Source organism: Actinomadura sp. NEAU-AAG7, assembly GCF_018603865.1.
GTDB classification, from domain to species: Bacteria; Actinomycetota; Actinomycetes; order Streptosporangiales; family Streptosporangiaceae; genus Spirillospora; species Spirillospora litoris.
Window position 1 is genome coordinate 866,340 of sequence record NZ_JAHFZY010000001.1, and the last position, 12,939, is coordinate 879,278.

The 12,939-nt window shown below is 68.8% G+C and carries 10 protein-coding genes and 1 CRISPR repeat array; of the genes, 9 read left to right on the forward strand and 1 reads right to left on the reverse strand.

Going from position 1 to position 12,939, the window contains the following annotated elements; all coding sequences use genetic code 11:
* Position 1 precedes the first annotated feature (1 nt).
* Positions 2-1,186: a molybdopterin-dependent oxidoreductase gene (locus tag KLI87_RS04080; RefSeq protein ID WP_214615878.1), complete on the reverse strand. Its 1,185-nt coding sequence runs from the start codon at positions 1,184-1,186 to the stop codon at positions 2-4.
* A gap of 438 nt (positions 1,187-1,624) precedes the next feature.
* Between KLI87_RS04080 and KLI87_RS39725 the strand changes: the two genes are divergently transcribed.
* From KLI87_RS39725 to cas1e, 9 genes are all read left to right on the forward strand, one after another.
* Positions 1,625-1,969 (forward strand): hypothetical protein, encoded by a 345-nt coding sequence (locus KLI87_RS39725; protein WP_250903473.1) that lies wholly within the window; start codon positions 1,625-1,627, stop codon positions 1,967-1,969.
* Positions 1,942-2,301, forward strand: a complete 360-nt coding sequence (locus KLI87_RS04085; RefSeq protein ID WP_250903474.1) for a hypothetical protein — start codon at positions 1,942-1,944, stop codon at positions 2,299-2,301. Before KLI87_RS39725 ends, KLI87_RS04085 begins: the two co-directional genes overlap by 28 nt.
* A 294-nt stretch (positions 2,302-2,595) precedes the next feature.
* A CRISPR array of direct repeats spans positions 2,596-3,715; the repeat unit is 29 nt; unit sequence CGGACCACCCCCGCTCGCGCGGGGAGAAC.
* 166 nt (positions 3,716-3,881) lie between these two features.
* Entirely contained in the window at positions 3,882-6,848 is a 2,967-nt protein-coding gene (gene cas3 / locus KLI87_RS04090) for a CRISPR-associated helicase Cas3' (RefSeq protein ID WP_214615879.1), read from the forward strand.
* A 174-nt stretch (positions 6,849-7,022) separates the two neighbouring features.
* Positions 7,023-8,564 (forward strand): type I-E CRISPR-associated protein Cse1/CasA, encoded by a 1,542-nt coding sequence (gene casA / locus KLI87_RS04095; protein ID WP_214615880.1) that lies wholly within the window; start codon positions 7,023-7,025, stop codon positions 8,562-8,564.
* Positions 8,565-8,594: 30 nt separating this feature from the next.
* Entirely contained in the window at positions 8,595-9,260 is a 666-nt protein-coding gene (gene casB / locus KLI87_RS04100; RefSeq protein WP_214615881.1) for a type I-E CRISPR-associated protein Cse2/CasB, read from the forward strand.
* A 43-nt stretch (positions 9,261-9,303) separates the two neighbouring features.
* Positions 9,304-10,509 (forward strand): type I-E CRISPR-associated protein Cas7/Cse4/CasC, encoded by a 1,206-nt coding sequence (cas7e, locus tag KLI87_RS04105; protein WP_214615882.1) that lies wholly within the window; start codon positions 9,304-9,306, stop codon positions 10,507-10,509.
* Positions 10,506-11,333, forward strand: a complete 828-nt coding sequence (gene cas5e / locus KLI87_RS04110) for a type I-E CRISPR-associated protein Cas5/CasD (protein WP_214615883.1) — start codon at positions 10,506-10,508, stop codon at positions 11,331-11,333. The genes cas7e and cas5e overlap by 4 nt, the downstream gene beginning before the upstream one ends.
* On the forward strand, positions 11,330-11,968 hold the full coding sequence (cas6e, locus tag KLI87_RS04115) for a type I-E CRISPR-associated protein Cas6/Cse3/CasE (RefSeq protein ID WP_214615884.1): 639 nt from the start codon (positions 11,330-11,332) through the stop codon (positions 11,966-11,968). The genes cas5e and cas6e overlap by 4 nt, the downstream gene beginning before the upstream one ends.
* Positions 11,965-12,939, forward strand: coding sequence for a type I-E CRISPR-associated endonuclease Cas1e (gene cas1e, locus KLI87_RS04120; protein WP_214615885.1), 975 nt, complete (start codon positions 11,965-11,967; stop codon positions 12,937-12,939). Before cas6e ends, cas1e begins: the two co-directional genes overlap by 4 nt.

Consider the following 12,939-nt stretch of genomic DNA (forward strand, 5'->3'; position numbering starts at 1 on the left):
GTCAGCTATCCCGAAAGTCGATGGAGCGTACCCATTTGGTGTTGTGGACGCCCGGCAGCGCGGGCACGATGACGCGGGCGGGATAGCCGTGGTCCAGGGGCAGGTCAGTGCCGTTGACCTTCAGGGCCAGCAGCGCGTCAGGGGCGCGGATCTGGTTGGGCTGAAGCGTGGCCTGGTTGAAGGCCCCGCCGCGCTGGAGCGACCGGACGTGCGCCGAGGACGGGTGCCCGGCGCCGACCAGGGCGGCGAGGTCGCGCAGCCGTACACCGGTCCAGGTCTGCATGGTGGACCAGCCCTCGACGCAGGCGATGGGCAGCGCGGCGGTGTGCTGGGCCATGGCGAGCAGTTGCGGCCGCTCCAGCTGAACGGTGCGCGTGCCGCTGGTCAAGGTCAGGCGCCAGCCCGAGCCGATGTCGGCGGGCATGATCGCGGCCGCGGCCGCGGTCTGATTGATCGGGAAGTCCTCCGGTGTGTCCCGGTAGCCGCCCCGGGGAGCCAGCAGCGCCACCCGCCGGGCGGTACCGCCGATGCTCTGGCCCGCGACCATGACGGCGATCAGGGTGCTGCCGCCGCCCACCACGGCCAGCGCGCCGCGGCGGCTGAGGGTCGCCGGCGCCGGTTCGGCCGCTACCAGCCCGTCGGGGTCGGGGGGTTCGGGACGGGTGTCGGCGCGGGAGGTCCGGAGCTCCCGGCGGAGGGAGCGTGAGCGCAGCGCGCGGACGAGCTTCGGCAGTTTGATGGTGACGTGGGCGAGGAACGCGCCGGTGAACACCCATCCGCCGAAATAGTGGGCGGTGTAGAAGTCGAACGGGAACGCGTACCAGTACTGGATGTCCAGGACGCCGGTGACGATCTCGAACAGGATGCCGCCCACCAGCGACAACAGCGAGAGCCGTTCCAGGACCTGGGCGAGCGAACGAGCGGGCGGCCAAGCCCACAGCCTCGGTGCCACCGACCACAACTTGGCCAGGACGACCGGTATCAGGACCAGTCCCAGGCCGACGTGCAGACCCTGGTTCAGCCGGTACAACCAGATCGGCCGCGTAGGCCAGGTGAAGTACGGCAGGCGCAGCCAGCCGACATGGGCCGGGTAGGCCTGCCCGAACCACGGCGCATACGCCACGTAGGAGACCAGCCCTGTGACGATCACTACAGGGAGCGCCGCCAGCAGAACCGACCCGAACATCGAAGTCAGCCACGGCCCGCGCAACGGGCTGCGCCACGCCCGGGTCCGGCCGAACCCGGGCGGGCGCGCTCGCTCCAGGGCCCGCCAGAGCCTCGCCGGAAAGGCGGGTACGGCGGTCGCGCCGCCGCGACGCCGGTCACGTCCAAGCATGTGGCCAGGCGCCGATCACAGGGCCCACGAGGCCGTCGGGAGCGGTGTTCACGGCCCCGGCCCGGCACTACAGTCGATGCCAGTCACAAGCCCCCCTTTTCGTGGCCGCCAGGAGTGTCTGTCGTTCCCACGGCTATGGGGGTCCTAACTATCCTTAGCCTTTTGATAACGCCTGACCTGAATCAATGCCGCATAAGTGATATCTCGGTCGGGACGGCTCGTCGCCGGGCGGCCGTCGTCTCATTCGCGGGTCTGTGTGAAGGACCACCGAGAACGGAGACGACGGCCGTGCACCCCCCTCTGGCAGCCGTTCGCCCAAGCGTCACGACCTGCGATAACACCCGCACTCCGGCGAACGCGGACCTGGCCGGACTGTCGGGCTTTCGCACCGAGCCGTATGCCTGTCTGCCCCGCTATAGCACCGAGCTGTTCAACGAGGTCTTCAAGCTCTACAACGCCATCGGCCGCCGTCACCAGGAGGAAGGCTGGGACCTCGACAAGATCTCCCGCTGGCATCGCACGACGCCCGAACGGGTTCAGGCCGCGATCAACGGGCCCGTTCTGCGCCGGTCCGCTTCCACGACCTGCGCCATGGCGCGGCGACGATGGCGCACGCGGCCGGAGTCAGCATGAAGGTCGTCTCGGAAATCCTCGGGCATGCGGACGAGGCGTTCACCGCGAACGTCTACGCGGTGGTGGCGGAGGAAACGCCGAGCAGGCCGCAATGTCGATCTCCGGCTTTCTCCAGCGCCGGGAAGGTCGGCGCTCGCCCCGGCTCCCGAGCACAGCGCCGACGTGCGGCTGTGCACCTCGTGTGCAGCCCAGCTAGGGGCGTGACCTGCGGATTTTCCGCTGTTGACCCGATTGCGCAGCCACGGGCCTGTTCCGGGCCCCGAAACGCGACTGCGGGGATGCGTCTAGCGATGCATCCCCGCAGGTCAGCTGGCGGAGGATCGGGGATTTGAACCCCGGATGGGCGGTAAACCCAAACCGCATTAGCAGTTCCATGTCACGCGTACTATGACGTAATTCGTCGTCCTTCGTATTCACGTTTCTGCAGGTCAAAACTCCACAAGGTGCACCCCAGTTCACCATGATCCACCACAGTTGGTGCCCACCCTGTGCTCACCACCCCGCCCCGACGACCACCTCCACCAATCACTCTCCGTAATCGCCGAGACGTGCATGGAGTGGCTCCGGCCAACGCCTACCTCCGGCTGTAGCCCGCAGCCCACCGAGACGCCCTATCGAGCACGGACACTCCCCACTTGCTCGGGGAGAGCCCGGACGGCCTCGGCCACTGGCTGCGGAAGGACGGACCACCCCGCTCGCGCAGGGAGAACCCGACCACGGCAATCTGCTCGGGCCGGATGACCGGGCCACCCCAGCTCGCGCAGGGAGAACGGAAAGCTGCCTCCCCGCAACGTTTCTCGCGCTCGGACCACCCCCGCTCGCGGGGAGAACCCCGTCGCGTTTCGCGTCACGGTCGTGGACCGCGGACCACCCCAGCTTGCGCGGGGAGAACTGACTAGCGACACGCCGAAGTCCGAAGGGTTTCGGACCACCCCCGCTCGCGCGGGGAGAACACCACCACCGACGGGCCGTCCGCGCGTCCCGCTGGACCACCCCGGTTGCGCGGGGAGAACGACAGGTCCGACGAGTCGAGCGTCTGCTAGATCGGACCACCCCCCCTCGCGCGGGGGAGAACAGCAGCGCGGGCGTGAACGCCGCGAAGTCGAACGGAGCACTCCCGCTCGCGCGGGGAGAACCAGATCAAGCACGACCTGACGTGGTGGGCCATCGGAGCACCCCCGCTCGCGCGGGGAGAACGTCCTGAACATCGCCATCGCGATTCCGGACGCCGGACCACCCCCGCTCGCGCGGGGAGAACGGGATCACACCGGGCTACGGGCCGCAAGGGCGCGGACCACCCCCGCTCGCGCGGGGAGAACTCGTAAGCGGCGTCCTCAGCGGCGGCGAGATCCGGACCACCCCCGCTCGCGCGGAGAGAACGATGTAGGTCTCCCACGCGGACACGGCATTGCCGGACCACCCCCGCTCGCGCGGGGAGAACACATGGTCACCCCCGGTGACGCCATGAAATGGCGGACCACCCCCGCTCGCGCGGGGAGAACGGCCTCCTGGCGGGCGTCCTAGCGTCACGGCGCGGACTACCCCCGCTCGCGCGGGGAGAACGTTGAACGCCGCGACGCGGACGGGCTCGGCGCCGGACCACCCCCGCTCGCGCGGGGAGAACTCGAAATCGGCCTCCAGCGACCCGGCCGGTCCCGGACCACCCCCGCTCGCGCGGGGAGAACGCCTACGGGTCGGCGGCCGCCGCGCTCGGCGCCGGACCACCCCCGCTCGCGCGGGGAGAACACTTCGCGACCTGGGGCTATGTGAGGCCGTTACCGTTCTGAGATGAATGGGGCGCGGGATGGTGTGTGTTGCGCATGGGGTGAGCCTACGCAAGGGCGATGGTTTTGTCGGTGCCGTGTGGTCCAGTGGCGGGAGCAGCACGCAGGACGGACTTGGAGTTGGGGCCATGCCGCAAGATGATCAGGCGGACCGATCGGTGCCGGCTGTGGATGCCCGCCTGTGGGGGAAGGAAAAAGGGCTGCTGGCCCCATACCCGGTGATCTGTCATCTGATCGACACGGCCGCGATCGCGGGTGCGCTGTGGGATGCGTGGGTTGAGGGGATCGCGGTTCTGCGGGACGGCGCGGGGACCGAGGTGCCGTCTGACTCCGAGATGCGGAAGCTGGTCTGCTTCTGGGCAGGACTGCATGACCTCGGGAAGGTCTCGCCGTCGTTTCAGGTGTCGGTGGCTGATCTTTACCAGCAGTTGCTGCGGGAGGCGCCGGAGTACGCGGGGGAGGCGAACAAGCCGGTCGCCGGCTTGCGGCACAACGAGGTGACGCAGTGGGTGCTCGTCGAAATTCTTCGGAGTCTGGGGTACCCGGGCGACACGTCGTTCCGGCTGAGTGTGGCGCATCAGATCGCCCAGTTACTCGGGGGGCACCATGGGCGCTTCTGTCCCGCGCTGAGTCGTGCCGAGCTTCGGAATCCTCAGCGCGACGGCGTGGGGAAGGGGGCGTGGAGGCAGCAGTGTGAGGCTCATGCCCAGGTTCTCCAGGAGTTGACGGGGGCGTATGAACCCTTGGGGGAGCGGCTTGCCATCCCTGCGGGCGTCGTGGTGCTGGGGATCGTGATCGTCGCGGACTGGCTGGCGAGTCAGGAGGAGTTCATCTCCGCTCGGCTCCCTGCCCCGGGGTGGCGGGCCACGCAAGCTGAGGTGCGCGCTCACTGGGAGCGGGCGGTGGCCGAGGCACCGGATGTGGTTCGGGCCGCTGGATTGGGGCGGGCGCGGTTCGGCGAGCGCTCTTTCAGCGAGTTGTTCCCGTTCGAGCCCAACGCGTTGCAGGCGTCGGTGGCGAAAAATCTTCCTAGCTTGGTTCGCGGGCCGGGGCTGCTGCTGGTGACCGCTCCGCCTGGCGATGGTAAGACCGAGGTCGCCCTCTACGCGGCGACGGTCCTGGCCCGGGCCTGCGGTGTGGGCGGGCTTGGATTCTGCTTGCCGACGATGGCGACGACCGATGCGATGCACAAACGGGTGGCTGAGTTTGCCAGTCGGGCGCTGTTGGGGGACGCCGCGCTGACGCGGGTGCACAGTATGGCGTGGTTGTCGCAGGACGCGGCAGCCGATGCGGCGGGGTCGGCCGCGGACGCCGGGGCGGTGGTGTCTGATCCTGAGGCGTCGGTGGAGGCGGCCCAGTGGCTGCATTCCAGTCGGCGGGGTCTGCTGGCTCCGTTGAGCACCTTCACCATCGATCAGGCTCTGACCGGTGTGCTGCCCGTGAAGTACAACATGCTGCGGCTGCTGGGGTTGGCGGGCAAGGTCGTGGTCGTCGATGAGGCCCACGCCTATGACGTGTGGATGCATGCGCTGTTGGTGCGCTTGCTGGAGTGGCTGGGGGCGTTGAAGGTCCCTGTGGTGCTGCTGTCGGCGACGCTTACCGGTTCGTCCGCTCGGTCGCTGGTGGACGCCTATCTGCGTGGCAGCGGTCATGACGACGGCGGGCAGGTACGTCCGTGCTACCCGGGATGGTTGTTCGCCGACGCGGTCACGGGTGAGGTGTGCGAACCGCGTGAAGTGCCCAGTGAGCGGGAGCGTGATCTGACGTTCGACGTGGTACCCGTGCGGCGGGGCGAGGATTCCAGCCGCTCTGGACACCGGATCGCTGTGATCCAGGAGTTGTTGGAACCGGTCGTGCGCGGCGATCGGGGCTGTGTGCTGGTGTGCTGCACCACGGTCAAGGAAGCCCAGGAGACCTACACGGAGCTCGCAGCCTGGTTCTCCCGGCTGCGTGATGCCGGTGAGCGGCCGCCTGAGCTGCGGCTCCTGCACTCGCGGTTCCGGGCTCGGGACCGTGCCGCGATCACCGACGGATGTGAGGCCGACTTCGGAAAGACGGGCGCTCGGCCGAGGACGGTGCTGGTGTCCACCCAGATCATTGAGCAGTCCCTGGACCTGGACTTCGATCTGCTCATCACCGACTTGGCCCCCATGGCGTTGTTGCTACAGCGCGCGGGACGGTGTCAGCGCCACCGAGGGAGGCACCACGATCTGCATCGCGAACTGCGGCCGGATTGGATCGGGGCTGATCCGCGGATCGTGGTGTTGGATCCTGTGAACGCCGACGGCACGTTCGAAGTCCCGGGGTGCTGGGGCGACGTCTACGACGAGTCCTTGTTGCACCGGACCAGCCGGCTCTTGCATGACCGGTGCGATGCTCCGATCGCGGTGCCCGGCGCCGTGCAGGAGTTGGTGGACGCGGTGTACGCCGCAGACTTCGCGCGCGTCGTGGAGATGGACGAGGCAACGAAGGCCAAGCTCTGGCGCGCGGACGGTGAGCGACTGGCCGACCAGGCCGCCCAGTTGCAACTGTCCAAACTGGCCAAGATCAAGCCGCCGGACAACTGGCTGCTGAACGACCTGTGGAATATGAGCAACGCCGAAGCCGGAACCGATCCGTCGTTGGTCAAGACCCGGCTGTCGCCGGATTCGGCGCGGTTGGTGTGCGCCTACGAGCAGGAACCCGGTCGCTGGACGCTGGACGAGCAAGGTGAGATCCCGGTGCCGGGCATACGCGGTGTCGCGAAGGTGTCTGCTGCCGACGCGCGGCTGATCGCCCACCACATGATCCCCGTCCGGGGAGCGTGGATCGAGGGTGACACCGAGCTGTTGCCTACTCCGCGTGCGTGGGAGGCGAACTCTGTGTTGGCGGACTGGTCCCTGCTGCCGATGCGCCTCGACCCCGCAGGTCGGTGGCGTGGCCGAGTCCGGTCAGGCCCGGTCGAGTATGGGGAATCCGCTGGATTGGATCTTTCTACCCCCAGTGTTCTAGGCAGTGACAGCCGAGGCGTCCGGATACATCACTCCAGGCCGCCTCGGGTGCGCCCCCCGCTTGCGCAGGGACTGGTAGCAGAGCCACCGCAAGGCTGCCCCTGACAGTTGGCTCACCCCCGCTTAGCAGGGACATAGCCCGCCAGAACCCGGGCTCACCGTCCTATGACGTCGGCGGTTGTAGGACGGCGGGACTACTGCCGCCGATAAGGGTGACTCTCCGGCTCGGCGGCCATGCGGCAGCCTACCGGCTGGTTTTTCCACAAGAAAGGAGGGCTGATGGTACGTGGGGTCAGCTTCGATCTCACTCAAAGGCCATGGGCGGACGTCTCCTGGCTGGAGCCTTCGGCGGAGCGTCCGTCGCGGGTCGGTCTGCGGGATCTGTTCGTCCACGCTCATGAGATTGAGGCGTTGACGCTCACTCCGGCGCCCGTCCTGTCGGCGATGTATCGGCTGTTGTACGCGATGACGTCACGCATCACGGGGCTGGACACTCTCGGCGAGCACGAGGGGGACTGGCTGGCTCGCCGGGAAGAGCTTGCAGGCCGCCCCCTGAATCCGGCTGCGGTCGATCGCTACTTCGAGGAGATGGACGGGCGGCTGGATCTGTTCGACTCCGAGCGTCCCTTCCTCCAGGATCCACGGCTGGCTGATCCGCAGGTGTGTCCCAAGAGCGCCGGGGTGAACAAGCTGGCGCTGGGCCGTCCGGCAGGGAACAACTCGGTGTGGTTCGGACACCACTGGGATGCCGCGCCGACTCCGGTCCCGACCGTGGAAGCGTTCGCCGCGCTGCTGGTGTGGCTCTACTACGGGCCGTCCGGCCGGTGCGCGACCCGCAATCACGGCTCGGTCTCGGCTGCGGATGTGTCGGCGGGACCGCTCCGCTCCAGCCTCTCCTACCACCCCGAAGGCGCGACGCTGCTGGACACGCTGTTGGCGGGCCTGACGCCTCCGCCTCGCAAGCTGAACCCAGACGACGACCTGTGCCCCTGGGAGCTCGCCGAGCTGCCCGATCCGCTGGCCCCGCCACGGGTGCCCGAGCCCTATCCGGGGCCGCGGAGCCGCCTGACCGGTGGTTGGCAGCACGCGCTCCTGCTGGTGCCCGACCGGACGGGCGACCACGTGACCGACGCCTTCATCACCTGGGGGCGGCGTGACAAGCAGCCGTCCACCAATGACGCGTATCTGATCCACCAGATCAGCAAGCAGGGCAACCCGTACGCGCGGCCGGCCGACGCGAACCGGGACCTGTGGCGTGACCTGGACGGACTCTTGCAGCTCCAGACCACCAGCTCCGCTAATCCACGTCGCCCGGAGGTGTTCGCGACCGTTGATGATCTGGGGGATTTCAAGGTGCGGGCGCTGGGGTTCGAGCAGGACGGCAAGACCAAGGACGTCCAGTTCGTGTCGGCGACCACCCCGCATCTGGTGTTCGAGATCCAGGAGAAGGAGCCTCACGTCGCGCGGCGGATCGGGGATCTGCGCATGTACGGAGAGCTTTACGGAAGGCGCCTCGAATACGCTGCCAAGCGGGCGTGGGCCCTGGTGAACAAAGAGGACAAGGTCGCCGAGTGCGCCTGGGCTGAACAAGCCGCAGCCGCCTATTGGCCGCCGGCCGCCGACATCTTCTGGGATCGGATGCGCCGCGAGGACTACACCGATTCTTGGCGACCGTTCCTACAAGCGGCCACGGCCGCGTTCGAGGAAATCACCCGGGAACACGCTCGTGACGTCCGCAACGCCCGCGCCATCGAGCAGGCCCGCCTGGAGCTCCACGGCGGGCGCCGCAAAACCGCAGGGAAGCCCAAGCCGCAGAGCTGACGTCGGCCCGTCCCCTCACTGGCAGGAACTATGACCACGCCACCTCTCACGAGTACCAAGAGCACCGCGACCAAAGCCGACGAGTTCGTCACCGCCGTCTTCAAGCTGTGCGAAGACCCCGGCAAACGAGCCGCGCTTCGCAGCGGGCTGGGACGCCCCCTTGACCGCTGCCACCGGATGCACCAGGTCATCGCCGCCCGCGTCCCTGAAGGAAACCCGAACACCGAACGCGCGTACTACGCGGTCGCCGCCATGATCGCCGCACTCCCGCCCCAGGCCCGCAGGCCCGCACCGGATGCCCCCGAAGAACCCACGACTGCCGAGTCCGCCCCCCAGGACGACTCCGGACCTGAGGACGGCGCGACGCGGCGACGCACCTTCGGCCAGTGCCTCGCCGAAGGTGTCGGGCGCGGCGTGCTGCGGGAGAACACCGCCGAGGCGCGCTTGAGCCTGCTCACCCGACAGAGCCTCGACGGTGTGCACCGACACCTGCCCGCCGCCGTCCGCATCCTCGCCGACCGCCCGACGGCGGTGGACTGGGTGCAACTCCTGGTCGATCTGTGCTGGTGGGACAGGTACCGCGACCAGATCACGCGCCGCTGGTTGCAGTCGTTCTACCGCACCCGGTCCGCCGCCGAAATGCGAGCGGCCCAAGAGGCCGACCGCGCCGAAAACGACGAGTCCGTCCCCGAATAGCCCTCGTCCTTCCCCTTATCCACGTCCGAATGTCGGAGACACCATGACGCCAATCCCTGGCCGCTTCATCGAGGTTCACGTCCTGCAGCCCATCCCGTTCGCCAATCTCAACCGCGACGACACCAACGCGATCAAGACGGTGCGGTGGGGAGGCGCCGACCGCACCCGCGTCAGCAGCCAGTGCTGGAAGCGCGCGATGCGGCTGCACCTTCAGCAGCACCTCGGGCAGACCGCCCTGCGCACACGCCGCCTGCCCGAACTCATCGCCCAGCACCTGCAGAACCACCACGCCTGGCCCGCCGACCTGGCCGAGCGCGCCGGACGACACATCGCCGTTGCCAGCAGCGTCGGCGCCGAGGCACCCAAGAAGAAGAAGGACGAGAACGCCGAATCCAACGGTGCCTCCAACGCCTGGGCCACCGCCGCGATGGTCTACATCCCCGCCGCGGCAGTAGCCGAACTCGCCGAACTGGCCATCGAGCACCGCGAGAAGCTGGAGGACGCCAAGGAGCCCGCCAAGTTCGAGCGCAAGCACGTGGTCATTCCCACCGATAAGGTCGACGCGATCCTGCGGAGCCGGAACGGAATCATCAACCTGTTCGGGCGGATGCTCGCCCAGGTCGACGAGGCCAAGGTCGATGGCGCCGTGCAGGTCGCCCACTGCTTCACCACCCACGCCACCGACACCGAGGTCGACTACTTCAGCGCCGTCGACGACGTCACCTCCGAATGGGCCGACACCACCGGCAGCGCCCACATGGGTCACGCCGAGCACAGCGCCGGCGTGCTCTACCGCAACATCGTGGTCGACCTGCAGGATCTGCACCGCAACCTCGGAGGCGGCCTGGCCGACACACGTGAACTGGCCGCCGGCGTGATCCGTGCCGCGCTGCTGTCACTGCCCCACGCCAAGAAGAACTCGACGGCGCCGAACACCATCCCGGCCTTGGCGCACCTGACCGTGCGCGCCGACCGCCCGGTCTCCTACGCCGCCGCCTTCGAAAAGCCGGTCGCCGCGGGCTACTCCGGCGGCGGTCACACCGATCCCTCGGTCAAGGCGCTCAGCGACTACGCCACCGCCGTCAACGGCCTGCTGGGCACGAGCGGACTCCTCCACCACGCCCACGCCACCCTCTCCACCGCCGACACCAGCGGCCTGGGGGAACGCGTCCCCTCCTTCGACGCGCTCATCGACGGCGCCCTCGACAGCGCACTGGACGGCGCCGTGCTGGTGAAGGAAACCGTGTGAGCGCCCAGCCCGACGCCCGGCCCACCACCGCACTGCTGCTGCACCTGAGCGGGCCTCTTCAGTCATGGGGGGAGCGGTCTCGCTTCAACCAGCGCGACACCTCCCGTGCCCCCACCCGGTCGGGCCTGATCGGCCTGATCGCCGCCGCCCTCGGCCGCCGCCGCGACCAGCCCCTCGACGACCTGACCCCGCTGCGGTTCACCACCCGCATCGACCGCCCCGGCACCCTTCTACGCGACTTCCACACCGTCGGCGGCGGTATGCCCCGCCACCTCACCGTGATCACCGCCGAGGGAAAACGTCGCTCCGCCGACACCGCGACCCTGGTCTCCAACCGCTACTACCTCCAGGACGCCGCGTTCACCGTCGCCGTCACCGCACCCGACCCCGACCTCCTCGACACCTGCGCCCGCGCACTGCGCGCACCGACGTGGCCGCCCTACCTCGGCCGCCGGTCCTGCCCACCCAACGCCCCCCTCCTGATCGACGCGGTCCACGACGACCCCATCACCCACCTGATCAGGCTGCCGCTCGCCCGCACCGCCCCCGCGCACACCGAGTCGGTCAACGTGGAATTCCAGGCGGACGCCGCCTTCACCGGCTCCTGGCCGGACGGCCCCGACCCCTCCGAACACCAGCAAGCGCACACTCAGATCCAGGACGACCCCGTCTCGTTCGCGCCCAGCAGCCGCCACTACCGGACCCGACCCATCTACCGGCGCCACCTCCCGCTCCCCGCCGCCCAATGCGCCGGCCTCGGGATCGACTACCTGACCAGCCTCACCGCCTACCTCGACCAGCCCACCGGGAAGACCACCCCATGACCACCGACCTGTGGATCACACAGATCATCCCCAACACCCGCGACCGCGCCGTCCTGAAAGACCTCCGCGACGCGACGCACCTGCATCGCCGCATCATGACCCTGTTCCCCGAGGGCCTCGGAACCCAGGCCCGCCACCAAGCCGCAGCCCTGTTCCGACTCGAAGAGCAGCCCACCGGGTTCGGGATCCTCGTACAGAGCGGGATCAAGCCCGTCCTGGCGAACCTGCCCACCGGCTACGGCACCGCCCGCACCAAATCCCTGACCCCCCTCCTGGGGCGGTTGAGCGAAGGCGTCAACGTCCACTACCGGATCATCGCCAACGCCACCAGCAAACTCGGCAAGAACACCACCGCCGGACGTCCAAAACAGGTCGTCCCCCTCACCGGCACCGACCTCGACCACTGGTGGCAGCGGCAAGCCGCCACCGCCGGGCTCGTCCTGCATAGCCTGCACAGCAGCCCACTCCCCAGCGCCACCGGCCGCCGCGGCGACGCCCGCATGACCCATGCCCGCACCCGGTTCGACGGCACCGCCACCGTCACCGACCCCCAAGCGCTGACCGAAAGAATCCGCACCGGCATCGGACGCGGCAAATCCTTCGGCTGCGGCCTACTCACCATCGCACCCGCATGAGCACCTCGGCGCCCCGCACCGCACGGCAACGGCTGGCCGCCCCCACCGCCGCGATGCTGCCCCGCATCGGCGACTCGCTGTCCTTCCTCTACATCGACGTCGCACGCATCGTCCAGGACGACACCGGCGTCAAAGCCCACTTCCAAATCGGCGAAGACGTCCGCCGCGTCGCCCTGCCCACCGCCGCGCTCGGCTGCCTCCTGCTGGGCCCAGGCGTCTCCATCACCACCCGAGCGCTATCCACCCTCGCCCGCCACGGCACCACCGTGGTCTGCACCGGAACCGCAGGAGTGCGCTGCTACGCCGCCACCGTCCCCGACTCCCTGCCCACCCGCTGGCTGGAAACCCAAGCCCGCGCCTGGGCCGACGACACCCAACGCACCGCCGTCGCCCGCCGCATGTACCTCCAACGCTTCGGCGACACCGCACCCGCCGACGCCACCATCGCCCAACTCCGCGGCCTCGAAGGCCAACGCATGAAGGCCCTCTACCGCCTCCTCGCCGAACGCAACGGCGTCCGCCCCTTCAAACGCTCCTACGCCCCCGACGACTGGGACTCCCAAGACCCCGTCAACCGCGCACTCTCAGCCGCCAACACCTGCCTGTACGGCATCACCCACGCCGCGATCAACGCCATCGGCTGCTCCCCCGGACTCGGCTTCGTCCACACCGGCACCAGCAACTCCTTCGTATACGACATCGCCGACCTCTACAAAGCCGAACTCACCCTCCCGCTGGCCTTCACCCTCCACGACTCCACCGACCCCGACGGCCAAGCACGCCGCTCATTCCGGGACGGCCTGCGCCTCTTCCGTCTACTGCCCCGCATCGTCGCCGACATCCAAACCCTCCTCGAACCCGACGACGGCACCCGCCGGGAAGGCGCCGAAGAAGCCACCGAAGAACTCGTCGACCTCTGGGACCCCGACTTCGGACGCGTCAGCGGCGGCACCAACTACGGATTCGACTGA